Annotated in this window: 19 protein-coding genes and 1 tRNA gene; 14 read left to right on the forward strand and 6 right to left on the reverse strand. The window is 36.7% G+C overall.

Annotated features, from left to right (window positions below):
- The first annotated feature begins 266 nt into the window (after positions 1 to 266).
- Positions 267 to 1,106, forward strand: coding sequence for a hypothetical protein (locus RIB54_RS17620; protein ID WP_350102113.1), 840 nt, complete (start codon positions 267 to 269; stop codon positions 1,104 to 1,106).
- Here RIB54_RS17620 and RIB54_RS17625 read toward each other — a convergent pair.
- The 6 genes from RIB54_RS17625 to RIB54_RS17650 form a co-directional block, all read right to left on the reverse strand.
- Positions 1,103 to 1,216, reverse strand: coding sequence for a MetS family NSS transporter small subunit (locus RIB54_RS17625; RefSeq protein WP_350102114.1), 114 nt, complete (start codon positions 1,214 to 1,216; stop codon positions 1,103 to 1,105). The genes RIB54_RS17620 and RIB54_RS17625 overlap by 4 nt on opposite strands.
- Positions 1,213 to 2,715 carry a sodium-dependent transporter gene (locus RIB54_RS17630; protein ID WP_350102115.1) on the reverse strand — a complete coding sequence of 501 codons (1,503 nt, stop codon included), beginning with the start codon at positions 2,713 to 2,715 and terminating at the stop codon, positions 1,213 to 1,215. The genes RIB54_RS17625 and RIB54_RS17630 overlap by 4 nt, the downstream gene beginning before the upstream one ends.
- 195 nt (positions 2,716 to 2,910) lie before the next feature.
- The gene (locus RIB54_RS17635; RefSeq protein WP_350065679.1) at positions 2,911 to 3,204 is read right to left on the reverse strand and encodes a type II toxin-antitoxin system RelE/ParE family toxin; all 294 of its coding nucleotides are present in this window, start codon (positions 3,202 to 3,204) and stop codon (positions 2,911 to 2,913) included.
- On the reverse strand, positions 3,204 to 3,443 hold the full coding sequence (locus RIB54_RS17640) for a hypothetical protein (RefSeq protein WP_350065678.1): 240 nt from the start codon (positions 3,441 to 3,443) through the stop codon (positions 3,204 to 3,206). The genes RIB54_RS17635 and RIB54_RS17640 overlap by 1 nt, the downstream gene beginning before the upstream one ends.
- 164 nt (positions 3,444 to 3,607) lie before the next feature.
- The gene (gene pafA, locus RIB54_RS17645; protein WP_350102116.1) at positions 3,608 to 5,227 is read right to left on the reverse strand and encodes an alkaline phosphatase PafA; all 1,620 of its coding nucleotides are present in this window, start codon (positions 5,225 to 5,227) and stop codon (positions 3,608 to 3,610) included.
- A 63-nt stretch (positions 5,228 to 5,290) separates the two neighbouring features.
- On the reverse strand, positions 5,291 to 7,894 hold the full coding sequence (locus RIB54_RS17650) for a WG repeat-containing protein (protein ID WP_350102118.1): 2,604 nt from the start codon (positions 7,892 to 7,894) through the stop codon (positions 5,291 to 5,293).
- A gap of 94 nt (positions 7,895 to 7,988) precedes the next feature.
- Between RIB54_RS17650 and RIB54_RS17655 the strand changes: the two genes are divergently transcribed.
- From RIB54_RS17655 to RIB54_RS17715, 13 genes are all read left to right on the forward strand, one after another.
- On the forward strand, positions 7,989 to 10,211 hold the full coding sequence (locus RIB54_RS17655) for a PAS domain S-box protein (RefSeq protein WP_350102119.1): 2,223 nt from the start codon (positions 7,989 to 7,991) through the stop codon (positions 10,209 to 10,211).
- A gap of 36 nt (positions 10,212 to 10,247) precedes the next feature.
- The gene (locus tag RIB54_RS17660) at positions 10,248 to 11,372 is read left to right on the forward strand and encodes a hybrid sensor histidine kinase/response regulator (protein WP_350065670.1); all 1,125 of its coding nucleotides are present in this window, start codon (positions 10,248 to 10,250) and stop codon (positions 11,370 to 11,372) included.
- 72 nt (positions 11,373 to 11,444) lie between these two features.
- Positions 11,445 to 11,519 (forward strand) — tRNA-Pro (locus tag RIB54_RS17665).
- A 344-nt stretch (positions 11,520 to 11,863) separates the two neighbouring features.
- Positions 11,864 to 12,499: a response regulator gene (locus tag RIB54_RS17670; RefSeq protein ID WP_350102120.1), complete on the forward strand. Its 636-nt coding sequence runs from the start codon at positions 11,864 to 11,866 to the stop codon at positions 12,497 to 12,499.
- A 116-nt stretch (positions 12,500 to 12,615) separates the two neighbouring features.
- Positions 12,616 to 12,987 (forward strand): hypothetical protein, encoded by a 372-nt coding sequence (locus tag RIB54_RS17675; protein ID WP_350102121.1) that lies wholly within the window; start codon positions 12,616 to 12,618, stop codon positions 12,985 to 12,987.
- Between the two features lie 113 nt (positions 12,988 to 13,100).
- Entirely contained in the window at positions 13,101 to 14,663 is a 1,563-nt protein-coding gene (locus RIB54_RS17680) for a PAS domain-containing sensor histidine kinase (RefSeq protein WP_350102122.1), read from the forward strand.
- Positions 14,660 to 15,418, forward strand: coding sequence for a ParA family protein (locus tag RIB54_RS17685; RefSeq protein ID WP_350102123.1), 759 nt, complete (start codon positions 14,660 to 14,662; stop codon positions 15,416 to 15,418). Before RIB54_RS17680 ends, RIB54_RS17685 begins: the two co-directional genes overlap by 4 nt.
- A 12-nt stretch (positions 15,419 to 15,430) precedes the next feature.
- Positions 15,431 to 17,710 (forward strand): PAS domain S-box protein, encoded by a 2,280-nt coding sequence (locus tag RIB54_RS17690; protein ID WP_350102124.1) that lies wholly within the window; start codon positions 15,431 to 15,433, stop codon positions 17,708 to 17,710.
- Positions 17,711 to 17,731: 21 nt separating this feature from the next.
- On the forward strand, positions 17,732 to 18,265 hold the full coding sequence (locus tag RIB54_RS17695) for a chemotaxis protein CheW (RefSeq protein ID WP_350102125.1): 534 nt from the start codon (positions 17,732 to 17,734) through the stop codon (positions 18,263 to 18,265).
- Positions 18,266 to 18,275: 10 nt separating this feature from the next.
- Positions 18,276 to 18,722: a chemotaxis protein CheD gene (locus RIB54_RS17700; protein WP_350102126.1), complete on the forward strand. Its 447-nt coding sequence runs from the start codon at positions 18,276 to 18,278 to the stop codon at positions 18,720 to 18,722.
- 11 nt (positions 18,723 to 18,733) lie between these two features.
- Positions 18,734 to 19,090, forward strand: coding sequence for a response regulator (locus tag RIB54_RS17705; RefSeq protein ID WP_350102127.1), 357 nt, complete (start codon positions 18,734 to 18,736; stop codon positions 19,088 to 19,090).
- Between the two features lie 11 nt (positions 19,091 to 19,101).
- Positions 19,102 to 20,136, forward strand: coding sequence for a chemotaxis-specific protein-glutamate methyltransferase CheB (cheB, locus tag RIB54_RS17710; protein WP_350102128.1), 1,035 nt, complete (start codon positions 19,102 to 19,104; stop codon positions 20,134 to 20,136).
- A gap of 25 nt (positions 20,137 to 20,161) precedes the next feature.
- A complete protein-coding gene (locus RIB54_RS17715; RefSeq protein WP_350102129.1) occupies positions 20,162 to 21,937 on the forward strand; it encodes a chemotaxis protein CheA in 1,776 nt (591 codons plus the stop codon).
- Positions 21,938 to 21,945: the final 8 nt, after the last annotated feature.

Here is a 21,945-nt window from a genome sequence, read left to right on the forward strand (position 1 = left end):
GATAATTTCAATTCCTTTTAGGCTTGTAGGTGTTTCAATCAATGCATTGTTTGAATTGATCAAAGCGATTTTACTACTTCCTTTCCGGGTTGTTGGTATAAAAGTTTAGCCCATTCATATTAACTCTACTTTGTCATGTTTCTTGAGATTGCCCAAGAATGTCAGATTGAGCCTGTCGAAATCTTACTATAAACATGGTTCGACAAGCTCAGCAAGACACCCAGGCTTAACTTGACAAAGTAGTCCTAAAGTGATTATCTTGCCTTATGAGAATAATCATTTTACTACTACTAGCCACTACCGCTGCCCTGGCTCAGCCAGATACTGAAGTTTATGTTTTTGACCTCAATTTCACCAACGGAAAATATGAGATCAGTAATCCTGTTAATGTTTCCAATAAAAATAAAGGTTACGATAATCAGCCTCATTTCACTCCACAGGGAAATTTAATGTTTACCAGCACCCAAAATGGTCAGACTGATGTGGCACTTTATGATTTCAAAAAGAGGACCCATGAATACCTGATCAACACGAGGGCAAATGAATACTCTCCTACACCTGTATTTGGTGAGAAAGCTTTTAGCTGCATCTATGACAGCATGCAGTATTTGGTAAAATACCTGCCAAATAAAAAAGAACCAGTGGTATTGATTGACGATTTAGTTGTTGGCTACCATTGCTGGGCTGACGCAAATACTGTATTACTTTTTGTCTTAGGTGACACCTTTACTTTGAGGAAATACAACCTGAAGGAAAAGACCAATGAAATTCTAGATGACACCATTGGCCGTTGTCTGCTTAACATCCCAAATAAGCCTTTGATTAGTTATTTGAGCAAAAAGACCACTCCTTTTGCTATCAACTCCATAGATCCAAAAACTGGTATTAAAGTTAAAATAGCTGATGCCTTGGAAGGTTCTGAAGATCTGGCCTGGACACCTGAGAATGTTATGATTATGGGGCAGGGCGATATACTTCATCAGTACGATAATGAAAAAGGCTGGATGCCCATTATAGATTTAAAGGAATTCGGCCTCTCTGGAATTTCAAGATTAGCTGTTAGTCCAAAAGGCGATAAGATAGCTGTGGTTGTTAGTGAGTTTTAATCAGCTTTCTTCGACTGTTCATTTTTCATAGCCAGTCTTAGGAAATAAAGGAAGCCTCCAACAACTACTCCTACTATAAAAATCATTGATATAATCGCTCCTGCGCTCATGATTTGACAAATTTATTGTAAAGATATTTGTTGATGGCAATGCCTGCAATTAATGCAATGGCCCATTGAGTAACTACCGAAGCGTTGCTATAAACATCAAAAACATTCCAATTGCCATTGGCATCAAACCATGGGTTTTCAGAATACCCTCTTGACATCCACCAGTAAATCAATACCACCGCCAGTACTACGTTAAAGCAAAGTGTAATCGAGAAGTACTTCAATGGTACATCCAAGTCAGAATCAGTATCTATAAAGTCTTTCTTGAATTTTGAAATTCCATACCTCAAAACAACAATGATTATTAGCAGGCCACTTATAATCAGGCCGATGCCCCAAACCCAATCCTGATTGTTGAAGAAATTCAATGACCAGGCTGATGGGAAACCGAATATAATACAGAATATGGCCGTTCTCATGGCTGCAGATTTTCTGGTCAATCCCATATCTTTCAGGTTAGCAATAAACAGCTCAAGCATTGGTAAAAGCGAGCTGAATGCCGCCATAAAAAATGCTAAAAAGAAGATAAATGAAAGTATCGCTCCTCCGGTGATGGTGGAAAACAACTTTGGTATAATCGTAAATGTCAATGCCTGATTGCCACTTTGAAGAAATGAAACAGCTTCTCCTTCATTAGCTGCCAAAGCGAAAACAGCTGGTAAAATTGCCACACCGGCCATTATTGAAGCTGTATTATTTCCAAATCCACTAATAAAGGTATTGAGCACCACATCTTCTTTCTTTCTAGAATAAGATGAGATAGTCATGATCAAACCCCAACCTGCCCCTGTTGACCATGCTGACTGTGACAGTGCCTCGATCCAGATGGTTGGGTTAGAGAAATGTTTAGTATCGATAGCAAACATATACTCAAGGCCTTTGAAGCCATTTTCCATATTTAGCGAGATGACCGTAATAACAATCAACAGTCCAAAAAGACTAGGGATCAGTACTTTATTTGCCTTCTCAAGACCGTTTTGAATACCTTTGATCAAAAGATATATACCAGCAATGACAGCCAGTATGTATAAGATTACAGTGGACATACTTCCATTGGATATCCCGTCCCAATAAGTCTCTAAATATGTTGGGTCTTCAGCTAAGTGAACGGCAATGGTCTTGCTCCCTGTAATGAATGAAAACAGGTTCTGACTCGCCAGTCCCAAGTATTGCAGGGCCCAGCCTGTAACTACTGCATAGTAAAAAGCTATGCCCAAAGTACATACTGTAATAAAAAACCCGCCCCAGGTTAACCCCTTGCCTGATACGCTGCCAAAGGAGCCAATAACACCCTTTTTAAATTTCTTACCTATGGAAAACTCGGCCATCAAAATAGGTATCGACCAGATCAGCAAAAATCCAATCCATAAGATTAAAAAAGCACCTCCATATTGGCCTGCCAGCCGTGGAAAGCGCCATAAATTACCTGCCCCAATTGCCATTCCCAATGAAGCAAGGACAATGCCCCATCGATTACTAAATTCTTCAGTTTTTGTCATAGCCCATTTGTAAGAGGCTTAATGATACTCAAAAAAGGGCAACTATTAAAATGGTGATTTATTAGTGGTTGAATAGTGCATATAATGATTCTATTTTGAGTCCCTGAAACACGAATCAACTATGCTAGCTCATTACTCAATTGATTCTAAATGCTTCAAAAAAACTAGAATAAATTATATTCACCCACAATGTGATTATTTACTCTTTAGAACTTCCGGAGATTGCCTGGTGCAAATAATGTCCAGTATCTGGATAACATCCTGATCTTCCTTATACAATATTTTAAATTCCCTAACCACAATTCTGCGGTATTTAGGATTAATATCATCAAGTTGGTATTGTTTAGAAAAATAGATGGATTTGGGAGCCTTGAGCAAGTCTTCTTTTACATTTTTAGCACCTTGCAAAGATTTCTCCTTATAATAATCGTAAATGTCTTTGAGTGCTTCTTTCGCTTGCTTTGTCCAGACAACTTTGGCTTTATTCATTACCAATTTTCAGATTCCTTTTCTATGTCCTCCTGACTGATATATTGGTTCGTTTTGAGTTGCTGCTCTGCTTCTTCTAACCGTTTGTTATAGGATTCAATAGTCAATGGTTCACCAGTCACCGTATAACCCACAATTAATTCTCTATCTAATAGATCATTGATTTTATCTAAAAGTGCAGGTTTTGTAACACCCATGATTTTTTGCATCACACTGAGTTTGGTTGTCTGTAAATCCATCTGAGCTATTATTGATTTCTTAAAGTTAACGATTTATCAGAAAGATTCATTCACCCACCAGATGTAGAAGAATCGAGTTGGATTGAACTTAAGTGGAAAATTCACTCAATAATGAGGCTCCATCTAAAATTGATCTCAGTTAAACAAGAAGAGTATTTCTTTTACTAATCTCCAAACAACTCATATAATAGCTCACCAGTAGCGCCACTAGGCAATGAAATATTGAGTAGCATAGACAAGGTTGGAGCTATGTCGGTAATGTTGTACCTCTTAACAGACTCACCTTTTTTGATTCCATTTCCATACCAAAGCATAGGCACATGTGTGTCGTAACTATAACCAGAACCGTGCGTTGTTGCATCACTGGAACCCGCATTTATCCACCCCGGGTAAAACTCATACATTACATCACCAGACCTTTTAATATTATAACCTCTGGCAAACTTACCTTTCATATCCTGATCACTCCACGGAGTTAGCTTAATTTCGCTGGCGGTATAGACAAACTGAACCCCATCAACATCCGTCAGATAGTCTGCTATGAAATCCGCCATTTCATCAATATCTATTTTCCTTTCTCTTAACAGGTCATGATCCAAGTACAACTGATTGTTGATGGCATATTCGATCCATTTTGCCTCACCATATTTCTGGTTCAATACTGCTGTCAGTTCTTTAACTTCTGATCGCTTGTTGAAATAATCAGTTCCAAATTTGTTGTTCTTCATATACTGAGGAATTGGAGCTACTGCATGATCTGCAGACAAGAAAACGGTATAATTCCCCTTTCCAACTTTTTCATCCAACTTTTTAAGCATAGCAGCTATATTCTGATCCAGCCTCAAATAAGCATCTTCCACCTCTATAGAATAAGGCCCAGAATCATGGCCCATATAGTCTGTGGCAGAAAAACTTATAGCAATAAAATCAGTATAGTTATCCTTTCCAAAATCATTGTTATCCAAGGCCGATACAAATAGATCTGCCAAAATATCATTCCCAAAAGGTGTATTTCTGATTATACCAAAGTCATCCTTGACCTTGCTTAAATCATATGGGAAGCTGGTAAACAAGCCATTGAGTGTCTTCTCCGCGCTATCCGCATCCTCGCTGCTTGCAGTATATGTGTTTATATCATATAATGTATTCCACGTTTTGCTCAAATAGGATTTTGTCAATCCTCTTTTATTGAACTGGCTTACCCAATCAGGCAATTTATCCATGTAGTATGTGCTTGTAATAAAATCACCAATGGAGTTATCATACCAATAAGCCTCACCTCTATGGCCGCCAGGAAGAACCGCTCCCCGATCCTTCAAAGACATACTCAACACCTTACTTTTATATTGGCTGAACAACATCAGCTCATCTGTAATGGTAGTTGCTTGTAATCTTTTCGGTGACATCTGACCATTATCAGAATCGGAACCCACGGTTTTATAATGCTCATCTTCTACACAATAAACTTCCCTTTCCAGATCCGGCTGATACCAGTCATTTCCTGTAATCCCGTGAACAGCCGGTGTTGTGCCCGTGTATATTGAGGCATGACCCGGTGCAGTTTTGGTAGGAATATAGTTGTAATGCATGTTTTTAAATACAAAACCATCGTCCATCAATCTTTTAAAACCACCTTCCTGAAACCTATCACCAAACCTTAATAGATACTCCTGACGCATCTGGTCTACCACAATACCCACCACTAATTTTGGCTTTTCATTTTGTGCACTAAGCCCTGAAAATATTGATAAAAATGCAATTGTAAAAAGATAGGTAGCCCTCATGATTCATGTTTTAATTCCTTGTGACAATATTAGGAATTGCAATTTAGTTATCAGAAAGAAATTCTATTGTTCACAATAAATTAACATGTAGTCAGCAGCCTCAAAAGCCTGTTTTCTAATAATCTGACCTGTTTTATTATAATAAATCACTACATAAAACTCAGCTTCTTCAACATGCTTTTCGGTAAAATAAATAGGATCAGCGGTTGAGCCTACGTTGATAAGATCGTTGAATGTTGGTGCTATTACCTCTCCTCGTGTATTGCTAAAAACACCATAACCCTGATCACCCCTTGCTATAATCACAATCTCTTCTGATGTGTTCAACTGGTAGTTATATGATTTGTATCCGCCTTCCCTGAGTGTGTTATCATAGATATCAAAATACCTCCACAAGTAGTTAGTCTTTACCAGCGCAACGGAGTCTTGCCAGAATTTAACATCTTCAAACTCAAATTCGGAAATCTCCTTACCATCATTCAGTATAAAGCCCAATTTTCCATTCTTTTCTGCCACTAAAAGCTTTGAATTGTAGGGCACGATATTCCTGTCGTACTCTGCATCTACTTTTACATCCAGCCCAGAGTTAATCAGGCCGAATTTCTTGCCTTGCAGATAGGAGATATAACCATTGGAATAGTTGGCAATGGCATCATATTTCGGCTTAAGCAGCTCCTTGCCCTTATTATTTATAAGTCCCCTTTTTCCTTTTGCAGTTGTGACTAAATACTCCCTGCCGATAGGGTTTACATCTTCAAAATTTTCATTGATGACGAAGTTTCCATACATATCATAATAGTAGGTCTTCTTCTTGTCTGTGTAATTTATAGCCAGGTATTGTGATGCCCCTGAAGAAGTGAGAAACTTAATACCTTCGAGATTTTTGACCATCAGTTTCGCCTTTTCAGCAAAGTAAACTAAGGTGGTATCTACTTTGTCGGCCTGCAAAAAGTTACTCCCGTAAAAAGTCAGTGAGTCAAAAGTGTCTATAAGGGTAAAGTCCAGAAAGGAATAAAGCTCCCAGCCATTGGGCACTTTGATGCCCAGATACTCATCATTATATGCTATTTTATCCGATTGCTTTTCAACTTTTAGTTTAAACTGATTGTCCAGAAGTTCAATCTTCTCCCTGCCTTTAACTACAATGGCCTTGTTTAATATTTTGATTTCCTGTTGATTAAAAGGGATAGTTTCATTGAGATATTCATCTAAAACCATCTCACCAAAAGAAGACTGCAACCACAGTTTATTTCCTGACAGCAGTTCAAAATCTTCATGAATTGGGTTAAAGTTAATGGGGTTTTTATCAACCGCATGAGCCAATTTGTTAGCGGTAAGGGCATCATACTTCTCATCTAGTTCAAAGATGTAAAACTGGCCTTGCATTGAGATATTATCAAAAACAGCTTTTGTAATAGTGCGCCCGGCCACAGACATCAACCCCCATTTATCATCCGTTTTAAAGGCAATAAACTTTCCGTTTAAGAGCTTAACGTCATCCCAATAGCCTGCATTTACCTCCCACCCAGATTTGTGAACTACTTTAAAACCATTTCGATATTTAACTTTCAAGAACCCACTTCCCAAATCCACAACTTCACCCTTATGTTTTGGTAAGATTGTGCTTCCATCTCTTGCAATCACACCTTCATCCGACTGAAAAAAGTCTGTTTCCAATACATGGCACAACAACTCAGAATTAATATTAGTGTATTGAGATTTTATAATTTGGTTTTCCTTTACATCAACAAAACCATATTTACCTGCCTTATAAACAGGAATAAGTGGCCCAATAGTATCATATTTTATAACTGTTATTAACGAGTCTGTCAGCCACTTTTTGGGGAAACTTGCCACATCATCCTTGCCCTTAAGCACGTGATACAAAACCCTGCGTGCTTTCTTTACCCAATTGCTTTTTGGGTACTTTTCCATAAAGATCAGATAGCTTTTAGGCTCATTGTCTGCTGTAGATATCTCATAGATGTTTCTTTCTGCCTCATGCCTGTAAGGTGTAGTACCATGCGTCTGAAGAAACTTCACATAACTGTCGAGCTTACCATCAGCAGTACTTTTTGTAAAGTAAAGCTTCTCATAGCGCTGTTTTGCCTCTTCATACTGAAGGGCATCCGGGTATTTGGACATAAAATCTTCATAGGCACCATAGGTATTCTCCCGTCTGGCTATTTGAAATGCCAGGCTGTCACGAATTTTTATAGCTGTAGTTTCCTGCTCTGATTTTGGAAAAGTCTCCAGAAAGTAATTGAGCCGATCTTCTGTATTCTCCAACTTGGCTCGAATAAAAGCTGCTGTTTCTATGTCGCGCTTAAACTCGTCCATAGATATCAGATTGACCCCAATTTTAGCATGCTTCTCCATTTCTTCAACCTCAAGTAAGGCAAAGTATTTTCTGGCCTCTAAAAGGGTAAAATAAGCACTGTCAATGTTATAATCGTTATACGCTGTGTCAAACTTGAGCCTAGCTGTGGCATAAATGGCCGCTGGTAAATTGGCATCTTTTTTAAAGGCTTTATCAATCTGCTTTTCGGCTTTTTCAATTTTTCTTTTTTCATGAAGCCTAAGTGCCCTTTTTATATTACCTGTCTGTGCTGATGCAGACACCCAGCAAATGAAGAAAAATAAGAATATAAAGTGTTTTCTAAGCATTTACTGAGACTGGAGCCGTTAAAGTGCAAATATCCTTTTGATTTGATTTAGTAGTGCAATTAGTTAAATTTCTATTTGCGTATAAGCCAAAGTTATGAATTTAAAGAAATTGGAACCACTCGAAAAACTTAGTAAAAAGGAGCTTATAGATCTGATTAACAAGGAATGCTCTGATAATCAAATTATTGAGGAGCTGGAAAAGGAAATTGCTGAACGCACCAATGAAATAAAATATAAATCAGATCAGCTAAAAAATAGTGAGGAGTCCTATCAAGAGCTACTGACTAACCTACAAGGGCTGGCCTACCAGTACCGTCCTAAAGGAAGAGGATGGGAGACGACTTTCATAAGTAAAGGTGCCAAAGAACTGACTGGTTACTCTGCTGAAGAATTTAGCACAGGGAAGATTAAGGTTGATCAGGATTTAATTGATCCGGCAATTAATAAAAAAGTTTGGTCGGAAATTAAGAAAGCCTTAAAAGAGAAAATAAGCTTTAATGTTAAATATCCAATAGTGACAAAAAGTGGTGCGGAAAAATGGGTTCTTGACCGAGGTAAAGCGGTTTACAATGACAAAGGAAAACTCACCGCCCTTGAGGGAGTGATGATAGATATAACCAGAGAGATACTACAGGAAGAGAAACTGCTGCTTGCTCAACAGGAAATCTCCTCTCAGAACAAAAGAATTTCTGAGCGCGAAAAAGCTTATGCAACACTATTAACTAATCTTCAGGGCATGGCTTACCGCTGCCTCAATGATAAATATTCAACTGTAACTTTCATTAGTGATGGCTGTCTGCAATTAACGGGTTATACAAGTGAAGAAATAAGAAAATCCAAGCGGTTTTTCGAGACCAAAATTGTAAGAAAGGACTACCAAATTTCAAATCAATCAGTAATTGAAAGAGCGCTGAAAGACCAACAACCTTATGAAATCAGTTTTCCTATAATTTGCAAAAATGGTATGCAGAAGTGGGTGTCGGAAAGGGGAATAGGCATATATGATGAATACGGCACGCTTCAGGCTTTGGAAGGTTTTATAGTTGACATAACAGAAGCCAAAAATTTAGAGAAGCAACTACGGCTGGCGCAGGAAACAATTGACAAAGCGCCCATACTTATTGAATGGATAAAAGAAGATGGCTCGTTTTACTATGTAAACAATGAAACTATAAAAGTATCGCAGTTCTCGCAAGAAGAGTTTGATACCAAGAAAATTTATGAAATTGACCCATCAATGAATAAAAAACAATGGGGTAAAACATTTAAAGAAAGAAATGAAAAACCCTTGAAAGATGTAGAGTCAACATATATCAAAAAAGATGGGTCGAGGTTTCCGGTATTAATCAATGCCATTAACATTGAATATGATGGGGCAGTTTATAACTGTGCTTACATAAATGACATTACGAATATCAAGCTGATAGAAGAAGAGCTGAAGCTGACCAACTATGAGTTGAGTGCTTCTGAAGAAGAGCTACGGCAGCAAAGTGAGGAGTTACACGCCTTAAATGAAAATCTTGAGGTTCAGAAGAAAGAATTGGAAAACACTGTATACCAGCTAAAAAATACACGCGATCAACTCATACATACCGAAAAAATGGCCAGTCTGGGTGTGCTGGTGGCTGGCATTGCACACGAGTTGAACAACCCTATCGGTTATATAAAAACCAGCTCTGAGGCACTAAAAATGCTACTTGACGACCTTAATAAAGAGATTAAAAATTTAACAAATCAAGAAAGTGATGTCATTAATGAGCTGACCCAGGATTTAAACCAAATGGCTACACACATTAACTCAGGGGCTGAGCAAGCCGCTGAAATAGTAAAAGGGTTACGAACCTTTTCCCGAATGGATAAAGAGAAAATTGAAAGGCATAATATCCACGACACCATTAACAATGTACTCTTGATGCTGCATAACAATTACAAATACAAAATCAACATCATAAAAGAGTTTGGTGATATACCGCCTATAGAATGCGCGCCTGGTCAGATCAATCAAGTTTTGATGAACCTTATCAATAATGCAGTACAAGCCATAGAAAATGAAGGTGAAATACTGGTAAAAACAGAAATGATTGAGGAAAGGGTAATGGTTACAATAAAAGACAATGGGCCAGGTATATCAGAGGAAATGCAAAGTAGAATATTTGAGCCCTTCTACACTACCAAAGAACCGGGTGAGGGTACCGGACTTGGACTATCAATAAGCTTAGGTATAATTCAGGATCATAATGGGAGTATAAATTTCACGAGCAATAATGACGGGACAATCTTCACAGTTTCTTTACCAACAAAACAAGGTGCCAATTAAAATAAATTGATAACTTTTAATACAATTTAAGCATTTATGGATAGCATCATAAAAAAGCCCGACAACAACAAAGAATTGATTCTTTATGTTGATGATGAGGTCAAAAACCTTGACAGCTTCAAAATAATTTTCAGAAGGGAGTATGATGTTCTGGTGGCTAAATCTGCACAGGAAGGTTTAGAAATGCTTAAAGAGAATGAGGTGCGTTTGGTTATAACCGACCAGCGAATGCCCAACATGACGGGTGTCGAGTTTCTCGAGAAAATAGCCAACCTTTATCCGGAAATCACCAGGATTATCCTTACTGGTTATAGCGATATGGAAGCCATAATATCGGCCATCAATAAGGGCAGGGTGTTTAGGTACATCACTAAGCCTTGGGATAAAAATGAGCTAAAAGAGACTATAGATTATGCTCTTGAAGCTTACAAGCTGCGTATAGAGAACAAAGAGCTTATAAAGCAACTTAAGAAGACCAACAAAGAGCTTGATGAGTTAGTTTATAGGTCTTCTCATGACCTGAGAGCACCACTCGCCTCTGTTTTGGGCCTCATCAATCTAGCAAAAAAGGAAGAAGATCTAGAGCAAATAAGGCAGTATTTAGACCTTCAGGAAAGCAGCGTAAAAAGGCTGGACGAGTTACTGAAAGAGATAATCCAGTACTCAAGAAACTCTCATTTGGAGGTACGAAAAGATGATATAATAATAAATGATGTTATAAAAAATGCCGTTGACATCCACGAATACTTTATAGGATCCCAACATATCAAAAAAACCATTGATGTTGTGCAAACTGGCAAGCTGTACTGTGACAAATATAGGCTGGAGATCATTTTGAATAATTTAATAAGTAATGCTATCAGGTACAGCAACCTTAATCAGCCGCAGCCTGAGTTGAATATATCTGCGGTAGTCGATCAAAATGAAGTGGTTATAAAAGTTGCAGATAATGGAATAGGCATTAACCCTAAATTAAAAAATAACATCTTCGACATGTTTTACAAAGGATCTGATGAGAAAATGGGTGGCAGCGGATTGGGCCTTTTCATTGTTAGTGAATCTATTGAGCGTTTAAAGGGCGAAATTCAGCTGGACTCACAAGAAGGCAAAGGATCTACTTTCACCATTAAGATTCCTAATAACGCAGAAACAGAAGACTAGCAGTCTCAAATAAATTCAGACTTCATGTTTGAAATTAAAAATTGTAAATCTAGGTTTGCAACTTCATTATTTCGGGATGTGGCGCAGTCCGGTTAGCGCACTACTTTAGGGTAGTAGGGGCCGCTGGTTCGAATCCAGTCATCCCGACTAGATTACTTCAATTAAATACAAAACCCCTTTAAATTCATGTTTAAAGGGGTTTTTTGTTTTTTCTTCACCCAATTTATTCATAAAAAATCAACTAAAATGTGCCCTATTCATGGCCCCATTTTAATTCATTATCATTGAAATATTATTAGTACAAAGCACTAATAATTAATTTGTTAAACCAAAATGACAAACATGTACCAAATAGCCTAAAAACATATAAATTATCAACACTTAGTAACTGATTCCTAATTTTATATAATCTAATGCTTATATACTTTAACTAACATTAACACAAAAATATTGTTACCTTAAAGTACATCATTGAAATAATTAAAAGAATAATGATAAAAATAGCTTTGCTAGATGATCACAATTTGTTTAGAGCAGGATTAGTAGAAATTTTCAAGAGTCAGCCCGACTTCAATATTGTGGCAGAATACAGTACGCCAGATGAGTGCAAATTAAGTTTAAGCAAAGATTCGCCAGACATCTTGTTATTAGATGTATCCATTGATAATGAACTTAGTTATAGTTATATAGATTCATTTAGAACAATATTGAACAATCTAAAAATAATAATGCTAACGATGCATAAAAAAGAATTTTATGTAACGAGAGCACTAGAACTACAGGTAAATGGATATATAAATAAAGACGTTGATTCAGGAGAATTGTTTTTGGGTATTAGAAAAGTCAATAATGGTTCAAGATTTTTTTCTTCTGATATTTCAGAATTAATGCTGAATAACATTTATGCTTCCAAGCCTGATCATCCAACCGGAATTAAAGAGTTAACAAGTAGAGAGATGGAGGTACTTGAAAATATATTAGCAGGAAACACAAGTACTCAAATTGCAGAAAGACTAGTGATTAGTAAAAAGACTGTTGATAACCATCGAGCGAATATTTTAAAAAAATTTGGTTTTAAAAATACCAATATGTTGATAAAGGAATTAATGGCTACTGGAAAGATTTAAGGAGTTAGTAGGTATTTATCCTGATATAATTTGAGTATACGCTCTACAACTATATCTCTGATCGACCCTTAACTTACATTTTTATAAGTTAAGTATGGATTTTAGAAGAGATTGAGTTGAAGTCAGAAAAAGAAAGTGATCCAGGGCCTAAAGAAAACCAACCTGCGCTTAATTTTAAGCTCTTTACTAGAGTCAAAAATAATAATAAAGAAGAATATAAATCACTGCTACTTTTATTTATTAAAGACTTAGATAGCTTTGAAGAATCTCTCCTATCAAATCATTCCAATTCTCTCAGTATTTTTGAAAAGGATGCCCACAAAATACAACCTATTTTAAAACACCTTCAGTTTACGGAATTTTATAATTTAATCAAGAAATGTTTTGAAAACCGAAACAAATTAAGCCGTGATGATGAGAAGAAAATAATTCAGTTTATAGATTTCACAAGAAAACAAGTAGAAGTAGAATTAAGAGATCTTCATTAGAGCCTAATTTCATACGTCCTTATCAATAGGTATTTTTCCCAAATGAATATGAGTATAGCCTCTATTAAAATATAATTTTAATTATAAGAACTTTTGACTTTCTCGAATAAACTATGAGGAATTCAAAAGAGTTGTTAAAAAATAGAAAAGGCAAAGAAGCCAACGAGTTTTATATTTTAAATTCCTTTTTAAAAAAGGTGCCAATGTCAGTTGCCTTTTTTTCTTTGGAAGGTGATCTGTTAAAATCAAATACTCACTTTAATAATAAGCTTGGACTCACAAAAGCCGACCTGAATGAGTTCAGTATATCAAAATTATTTAAAAAGGAATCTGATCTCAATAATAAGCTTAGTGATAAGGTAGAAATTAATGGCCAATACTTTAATGATGAAATTGAATTTGAAAGGAAAGATAAAAGCACCATATGGTTGAAAATTTCAATCTTTCATGAGAGGTATCCTTTTAATAGAAGCAAAATTTTAACTCTAGTTGCAAACGACATCACGGTAACTAAGAAAGCTTTAAAAAGGAGTAATGATGCAAAGTCAATTTTAGATTCCATATATGAAAATACCTATGAAGGTATTTATAGAAAGAATGATGCAAGAAGAATTGAATATGCCAATTCATCATTTTTGAAATTATTCGGCTATAAAAGCTTAAAGGAAATTCCCGACAGATCTTTTTCATCACTATATGCTGACTCATCAATTGTAGAAGAATTAGACCTGAGATTAATTAAAACAGGGAGCATTAGGAATGAGAAAATACTATTTAAAAAGAGTACAGGAGAAACCTTCTGGGGTTTAAAAAATGCCGCAAAAAGTATTTCACCAACTGGAGAAATCAATTATAACGGAGCTATTATAGACATTGATAATGAAGTTAAAAATGATGCCTTACTCAAACAGAAAAATGATGAATTAAGAGTTGCTAAAGAGCAACTGGATAGATTGCTGTATAGTGCCTCTCATGATCTTAAATCACCAATATCAGGGATGCTGGGTTTATTAAATCTAATGGATATGGATTATGGAAATGACCATGAGATACATGAGTATTTAAAACTATTAAGGGACTGTACCAGACGCCTTGACGGTATAGTAGACGGAATTAGTAACTATACTCTTAATACGCGTGAAAGACTACGCGATGAAGCCATAGATGTGGTTGATCTAGTAGATGGAGTATGGGAGGATTTGAAACAATTATACGGTTCTGAGCCTATTTCCTTTTCTCTTAAGAATATAAGCAATAATCCCTCATTTTATTCAGATAGCGGCCGACTGAAAGTAGTGATTAAAAATATACTTTCTAATTCAATTATATATCGGGACGAAATGAAAAAGGAGTCCTGCATAGGAGTTGAATTGGATTATCAAAACGATCATCAAATAATCACTATTACAGACAATGGTATTGGCATAGCAAAATCACATGTAGATCAAGTATGTGGCATGTTTTATAAAGCAAACAATAAGGTATCAGGAACAGGACTAGGCTTATATATCGCTAGGGAAACTATTTTGAAACTCAATGGAAGCATATACATAACCTCTGAACTGCAGGAAGGCACTAAAGTAGTGTTATCCATACCAAATAGTTCCAAAGGGAAGCTTATACTAAAGAAAAGAAGGTTTAAGATAACCGGTCAACATAAACCATCTCTTAAATGATAGTTTCTATTATCAATCAAAAAGGTGGGACCGGAAAAACCACTACTACGCTTAATTTAGGCAGAGCACTTACGCTGCATGGTTATAGGGTGCTACTTATTGATATGGACCCACAGGCCAATCTAACTTATTCACTTGCTATAAAAGACTTTGAATATTCTATAAAAGATCTGTTGAGTGGAAAAATTGAATTCAACGATGCTAAAATTGAAGCGGATCATTTGGATATTATACCTACAACGATTGATTTGGCATATTATTTAAGCACTATGGAAGATGACTTTTTGTTGCTCCATAAAGAGCTTGAAGCATGTACTGATTATGACTTCATTTTAATCGATTGTCCTCCGTCACTTTCAGGGTTAACCTTAAATGCGCTATATGCGAGCAATTATGTCTTGATTCCAATGCAATTAGATGTTTTTAGCATCATGGGGCTTTTACAAATCATCAATACCATTACAGAGGTGCGCTTACATAGTCCAAATAATTTGGAAATACTGGGGGTGTTACCTGTAATGGTGGATTTAAGGAAAAGATTGACCGAGGAGGTATTGGCACATGTAGATAGGGAATTTGACGTGAACGTTTTCAAATGTTCAATAAGGACTAATGTAAAAGCTGCTGAAGCCCCATCGTTTGGGCAAAGTGTGATCGATTATGCACCAGACTCAAATAGCGCAATGGATTATAAGGCCTTTACAAATGAGCTTTTGCAATTATTAGAAGAAAGAAAAGAACTAAATATTAATTAAAAATAGAAAAATATGGCACTTGGAAAAAACCTCGAAACAAAAGAGACAAAAAGTGAAACTACCGCAGGTGGGAATGGTAAAAAAGCAACTCCTGAAAAATCTAAATCTACAGAATTTGATGAATCTGAGGTACTGAAAGAGGTATTGGAACAAGCTTTAGACTCAATTATCACCATAAATTCAGATAAGGAAATAATATTCTATAATAGCTCAGCTGAGCAAATGTTTGGATACTCAAAGGAGGAAGTGATGGGTCAGAATGTCAAAATGATAGTGCCAATCGATCATCAAAAAAATCACGACAAGTATGTTGATAACAATATTCAAACAGGTGAAAACAAAGTAGTTGGGAAGGGAAGAGATCTTGAAATGGTGCGTAAAGGCGGAGCCAGATTTTGGGGTAATCTTACGTTGAGCAAAGTAAAAATTGGCAAAAAAGTACAGTATACAGCGTTTGTAAAAGATATTACTGAAGAAAGAGAGTCAAAAATCAAATCTGAACAGTTACAATTAGCTGTAGACTCTGGATGGGCATCAATTGAGTTTGAACCAGATGGCACCATACTTTCTGCGAACAAAAATTTTGTAAAGGCACTTGGATATAATTCACAGGATGAAATGGTTGGTAAACACCATAAGATATTTTGTGACCCAGAATATGCTCAGAGCAATGAATATAAAGCCTTTTGGAATAATTTGGCCAAAGGTGAGATTCAATCAGGAGAATTTCCAAGAATTACACCAAAAGGCGAGACTGTATGGATAAATGCTTCCTATACCCCTGTGAAAGATGCTGAAGGCAATGTGGTAAAAGTTATTAAAATAGCTACAGAAATTACAGATATGGTAGCTGCCCGAGCAAAAGGTGAAAACATACAAGCAGCAGTAGATGCAGGTTGGGCCTATATTCAGTTTAAACCAGATGGAACAATAATAGAAGCAAACAAGGCCTTTGTTAGTACTATGGGTTATAACCAATCATCTGAAATAAATGGCCAGCATCATAGAATATTTGTTGACCCCAGTTATGCATCTTCTTCTGAATATAGTCAATTCTGGAAAGATCTTGCTAGTGGGAAGGTACAAGGTGGTGAATATGCCAGAGTGCGAAAAGATGGTCAGGATGTATGGCTGCAAGCAGCATATGCCCCAATAAAAGATGAAAATGGGAATGTCGTAAGTGTTATAAAAATAGCCACTGACATTTCGAAAGTGAAATTTCCAGTATTAGCTGTAAGGGACATTGTCAATAAAATAGCAGAAGGTGATTTAACTAATGACTTTACCATTTCAGCTGATGGATATGTGAAAGAGATGGGAGATGCCCTTAATAAGGCATTAGAAAATCTAAATACCTTGCTAAGTACAATAGACCAGGCTGCCAGTCAGGTGGCTAATTCTGCCGAAAGTATGCTTGAACGTAGCCAGAGCATGAAAAGCAATACAACTGAGGTAGCCTCTGCAATCTCCCAGATGTCAAAAGGGGCACAAGATCAAGCATCTAAAACAGATGAATCTTCCAAATTGGCAGAAGAAGTGATGACTTCAGCTGTAGAAATGGAGAAGAAAGCCAATCTGATAAATAAGGCGGCAGAGTCTGGGCAAAAAAGTTCAGAAAGTGGATTGAAGATAATAAAAACACTTGTTGACAATATGTTGGGTATTAGCACTTCAGCCAACCTTACCTCAGATTCTATCAAAGTGTTAACTGAAAGAGCAGAGGAAATAGCAAGGACACTTAATGTAATAACGGACATAGCTGCACAAACCAATCTACTTGCACTCAACGCGGCAATTGAGGCGGCACGCGCTGGTGATGCAGGTAGAGGTTTTGCGGTTGTGGCCGAAGAAATTAGAAAGCTGGCTGAAGATTCAAGAAAATCTGCTGTAGATATTGAAAAAATAATTAAAGATGTCCAGAAAGATACACAATCAGCAAGTAAAGCGATTGAGACAATGGAGGTAAGTGTGAAGCAGGGCAATACAGCTTCTGTTGAAGCAGAAACCATTTTTCAAGAGATAGCGGGATCAAGTGAAGAGACCTTTAAATATTCCTTAGAGATACAGGAAGCTACTTCAGGCCAGAAGAAGTCTATCGATACCGTGGTGAAAAACATTGAGCAAATTGTAGTTGTGGCTGAAGAGACGGCTGCAGGTACGCAGGAAGTTGCTAGTAGTTCTCAAGAATTAGACTCTAGTATGGAAGAAATTGCCGCTGCAAGTGACCAGTTAGCATCAGTTGCGACAGAACTGCAGGCTGGCGTTAACCAATTCAAATTGAAAAAAAGATAAATCAAACCTAACGATTGAATTATGTCGGATAAAGACGAATTGAATATAAAAGAGGCTAAGGAAAAAGGCCAGGCTCAGGGTAATCAGCAGTTGATTGTATTTAGGCAAGGGAATGAAGAATATGGAATTCAGATTGATCAGATCAAGGAAGTAGTCCTTACTCCTAATATTACAAAAATGCCACAGACTCCAAATTATGTTAAGGGAGTGGCCAATATAAGAGGGAATATAATTGGCATTATTGATTTAGAAGAAAAATTTGGGATCAAAGATGCTACTACAACTGACGATGCGAATAAGGCGAGTAACTACACATTGGTTGTTGAAAGCGATGAATTTAAAGTTGGAATATTGGTTACCGAAGTGCCTAATACTCTAACAGTTACCATGGATAGCATTGAGCAGTCCGTCAATATTGTACATGACAACAATGTGGATTCAGACTATATACAGGGTATAGTTAAACTAGATTCCAGGCTAATTATTCTCATTGACATTTTTAAAATCCTTGAAGAAAAGGATTTAGAAACTATGTCACAGGATACAGCAGGTTAAGTGTCGACAAATGAGATCGGTATTAAGTACGGGAGAGGTATCCGTTCTGTCGGTATCTGGTGAAATAGTATGTTATGGTTTAGGCTCGTGTATTGGAGTGTTTCTATATGACAGATTTAAAAAGATTGGTGCAGGTGCCCACATAATGCTTCCTTCTAATGAAAAGAGTTCAGAAAGCGATGTGATGCTGAGCCAAATAGTTAATCAAATGATTGATGAAGGGAGCCATCTACTCACTATAAGAGCAAGACTTGTAGGTGGGGCAGATATTTTAGGGATTAATGCCTATCACATAGGAATAAAAAATTTAGGATTTGTACGGACTTGGTTAAAAAAGAGGGGCATCATCATAATTGGAGAAGATGTAGGAGGGGGTGAAAGTAGAACTGCCCGTTTGGATATAGACACTGGCCAACTCCATATTAAGAACTCAAGAAATGAAAACTATTCAATTTAAAATTTAAACAAATGAGTAAAAATGTACTAGTAGTTGACGATTCACTTTATATGCGCACATTGATAAAGGATGCCTTGGTAGAGGGTGGCTACAAAGTTATAGGTGAGGCGGCAAATGGAGAAGAAGCCATTGATTTAGCTTTTGAACTAATGCCGGATATCATAACACTGGATAACATCTTGCCAGACATGATTGGCACCGATATTCTTAAGGTATTTAAAGAAGAGGGTTTGACTTCTAAGGTTATAATGATAAGTGCTGTAGGTCAGGATTCAGTTATTACAGAGGGGCTTAGTCTTGGCGCTTTAGATTACATTGTTAAGCCTTTTACCAATGAAAAACTTATTTCGGCTGTAGCTAAAGCTTAATGCATTTACCATTGAGAAAGATTAAAACTTTTTTAATTGAAGATTCAGGATTGATGAGAATCATGATTTCTGATGCTTTAAGATCCGACCCTGACATTGAGCTTGTTGGAACTGCTAATAATGGCAAGGATGGTGCCAGTAAATCGCAACACTTACGACCTGATGTAATAGTTTCAGATATGATTATGCCAGAATATGATGGTCTTTACGCTGTAAGAAGCATTATGGCCAGTCATCCTACACCAGTTATATTATTAAGTTCTCTTGGTAAAACTACACCTGAAATATTTGATGCGTTAAATGCTGGAGCTTTTGATTTTATTGATAAACCTCAGACAAAAAACCCTGAAGAATTTAAAAGTGCTCTTTGGGCACTCAAAGATAAAATTAAACTGGCCTATGGACTTGACTCAAATACACTAGGGAAACGATTTGGTAAGATAAATCAGAACGAACACACTTTTGGAAGTTCTTTGCTGTATGACATTTTGGTGATTGGCTCGTCAACTGGTGGACCAAGTGCAGTAGAGACTATTGTCACTCAACTACCAGCTAACCTTCCAATACCAGTTATTATAGTTCAGCATATGCCTGAAAGGTTTTTGATATCTTATGCCCAAAGAATATCAACTCTTGTACCTCTACCAGTTAAGGTTTCAAAAAGGAATGAAGCTATATGCCCGGGGGTCATATATGTGACTTCTGGTGATAGCAATGTAATGCTAAAGAAGGAGTCTTCAGGGCATACTGTCTTTAAGAATAGCACTAAAACTTATAAGGAATATAATCATCCTTCAGTGGACTGCATGTTCGAGTCTGTTGCTGACATTTTTAGTTCAAAGGCCATTGGGGTCATTTTAACTGGAATGGGTAGGGATGGAAGTCATGGCTTACTGGAAATAAAGAAAAAGGGAGGTTTAACCATTGCTCAGGATGCATCATCCTGTGTAGTTAATGGCATGCCACAGTCGGCAGTAGATATCGGAGCAGTAGATTATATCGTCAATTTGAAAGAAATACCCGGTTTTATAATGAGTTGTTTTTAAAAATGAAAGTTAATCATTCATAAATATGTCTAAAGAAGAGGAGTATAAAGAAATATTTCTGGCAGAAGCACTTGAGAATCATGAAGAGTTGAACCGGTTGTTAACTCAATTGGAAAAGAAACCAACCGATAAAAAAGCGATCAATGCTATTTTCAGAATAACTCATACTTTAAAAGGGAATTCTGCAGGAATGGGCTTTAAAGATGTTGCTGATTTTGCTCATGTGCTTGAGGATCTATTCGGTGAGGTTAGAGATGATAAACTCAATTTAGATGATTCAATTTTCACCACATTATTTAAATCGATAGATACACTTGGTGAATTAATTAATTCCATTTCAAATGGAAGTAGTGTTAAATTTCGAGGCATAAAAACGAAGCTTGAAGTGTTGCTGAATAACGTACGAGAAACTGGAGAAAAGCCTGAATTAGATGTCCATGGAACTGATGTAGAAGAATTGACGAGCCCCATATCAACAGAGAATAATGAGCTTGAAAGTTCTAAGAATATTGAAGTTGAAGAAAATGAAGAAATAACAACAGAAGAGGTACAAGATAACAAAATCAATTTTTCTGATTTAGTTCAGGTACCGGTGAGAAAGCTAGATAATCTATTAAATCTTGTTGGTGAATTAGTTATTGAACGCGACAGGATTATAGCTGCAAATGAAGGTAAAGTCAATGCTAATGAGTATACCAGATTAAACAGAATTTCATCAGATCTACAGTATTCAGTCATGGATGTCAGACTTGTACAAGTTGGGTTTCTTTTTAACAAATTTCATAGAGTAGTCAGGGATGCAGCAAGTCTTGAAAAAAAGGATGTAAAACTGGTTTTAAAAGGTACTGAGACTGAAATAGACAGGAATATACTTCAAATAATTAGTGACTCTTTAATTCATTTAATACGTAATGCCGTAGGCCATGGTATTGAGACACCAGAGACAAGAAAATCAGCTGGCAAATCACATGAAGGAATAATTACTTTAAATGCATTTGGAGAAAGTGATGTGGTTATCATTGAAATTAAAGATGATGGTAGTGGAATAGACGCAGATAAAGTGCGTCAAAAAGCAATTGGCAGGGGATTAATTTCAGCCGATGATGCAAAATCAATGTCAGATAATGATATAGTCTTAATGATTTTTGAGCCGGGCTTTAGTACCATGGATGAGGTTACTGCTATTTCTGGCAGAGGTGTGGGGATGGATGTAGTTAAAAAAGCTTTGGATACGATTGGAGGGGATATCTCCGTGTCTACAAAACTTGGAGAAGGAACCACCTTTTCACTAAGATTACCTTCGTCAATGGCTGTTAAGGGAACGCTGCTATTAGACTTAGGTAATGAAACCTATGCCATACCACTGTCATATACAGAAGCAGTTGTATCATTATATAAACCTGCCATTCATAAGGTGGGTAATGGCCTAGTGTCCACTTATCTCGGCAACACAATTTCAGTTGTTTTCTTAAAAGATCTCTTTGCGCTAAATTCTTCAGAATCGGTCTACGAAGCTAAAGTGTTGCATAAAAGTTACGATGAACTCCATCAAGAAAAGAAGCTGGATATTGTAATAGTTTCTTACAATAACAGGACGGTTGGATTTGTGGTAGATAAGTTATTGCAGCAAAAGGAAATTGTAGAAAAGCCCTTAATGAGGCCTTTTGACAAGGTAAAACTTATCAGCGGTGTCACTATTATGGGAAATGGCCATGTATGCCTGGTATTAAATGTAGCTGCTATCTGCAATCTGATTTTTTCAAAACATTTAGTTAATAAAAACACACTTACTCATTCTTAAAAAAAGTT

The sequence above is a fragment of the Fulvivirga sp. genome, from assembly GCF_040218215.1.
GTDB lineage: Bacteria > Bacteroidota > Bacteroidia > Cytophagales > Cyclobacteriaceae > Fulvivirga.

Excerpts from the sequence above, each read along its gene's own strand:
- RIB54_RS17670 (WP_350102120.1), top strand. The coding sequence starts at position 11,864 with ATGATAAAAATAGCTTTGCTAGATGATCACAATTTGTTTAGAGCAGGA.
- RIB54_RS17690 (WP_350102124.1), top strand. The coding sequence starts at position 15,431 with ATGGCACTTGGAAAAAACCTCGAAACAAAAGAGACAAAAAGTGAAACT.
- RIB54_RS17630 (WP_350102115.1), bottom strand. The coding sequence starts at position 2,715 with ATGACAAAAACTGAAGAATTTAGTAATCGATGGGGCATTGTCCTTGCT.
- RIB54_RS17635 (WP_350065679.1), bottom strand. The coding sequence starts at position 3,204 with ATGAATAAAGCCAAAGTTGTCTGGACAAAGCAAGCGAAAGAAGCACTC.
- pafA (WP_350102116.1), bottom strand. The coding sequence starts at position 5,227 with ATGAGGGCTACCTATCTTTTTACAATTGCATTTTTATCAATATTTTCA.
- RIB54_RS17640 (WP_350065678.1), bottom strand. The coding sequence starts at position 3,443 with ATGGATTTACAGACAACCAAACTCAGTGTGATGCAAAAAATCATGGGT.
- RIB54_RS17650 (WP_350102118.1), bottom strand. The coding sequence starts at position 7,894 with ATGCTTAGAAAACACTTTATATTCTTATTTTTCTTCATTTGCTGGGTG.
- RIB54_RS17715 (WP_350102129.1), top strand. The coding sequence starts at position 20,162 with ATGTCTAAAGAAGAGGAGTATAAAGAAATATTTCTGGCAGAAGCACTT.
- RIB54_RS17625 (WP_350102114.1), bottom strand. The coding sequence starts at position 1,216 with ATGAGCGCAGGAGCGATTATATCAATGATTTTTATAGTAGGAGTAGTT.
- RIB54_RS17620 (WP_350102113.1), top strand. The coding sequence starts at position 267 with ATGAGAATAATCATTTTACTACTACTAGCCACTACCGCTGCCCTGGCT.
- RIB54_RS17655 (WP_350102119.1), top strand. The coding sequence starts at position 7,989 with ATGAATTTAAAGAAATTGGAACCACTCGAAAAACTTAGTAAAAAGGAG.
- RIB54_RS17685 (WP_350102123.1), top strand. The coding sequence starts at position 14,660 with ATGATAGTTTCTATTATCAATCAAAAAGGTGGGACCGGAAAAACCACT.
- RIB54_RS17660 (WP_350065670.1), top strand. The coding sequence starts at position 10,248 with ATGGATAGCATCATAAAAAAGCCCGACAACAACAAAGAATTGATTCTT.
- RIB54_RS17705 (WP_350102127.1), top strand. The coding sequence starts at position 18,734 with ATGAGTAAAAATGTACTAGTAGTTGACGATTCACTTTATATGCGCACA.
- RIB54_RS17700 (WP_350102126.1), top strand. The coding sequence starts at position 18,276 with ATGAGATCGGTATTAAGTACGGGAGAGGTATCCGTTCTGTCGGTATCT.
- RIB54_RS17695 (WP_350102125.1), top strand. The coding sequence starts at position 17,732 with ATGTCGGATAAAGACGAATTGAATATAAAAGAGGCTAAGGAAAAAGGC.
- RIB54_RS17680 (WP_350102122.1), top strand. The coding sequence starts at position 13,101 with ATGAGGAATTCAAAAGAGTTGTTAAAAAATAGAAAAGGCAAAGAAGCC.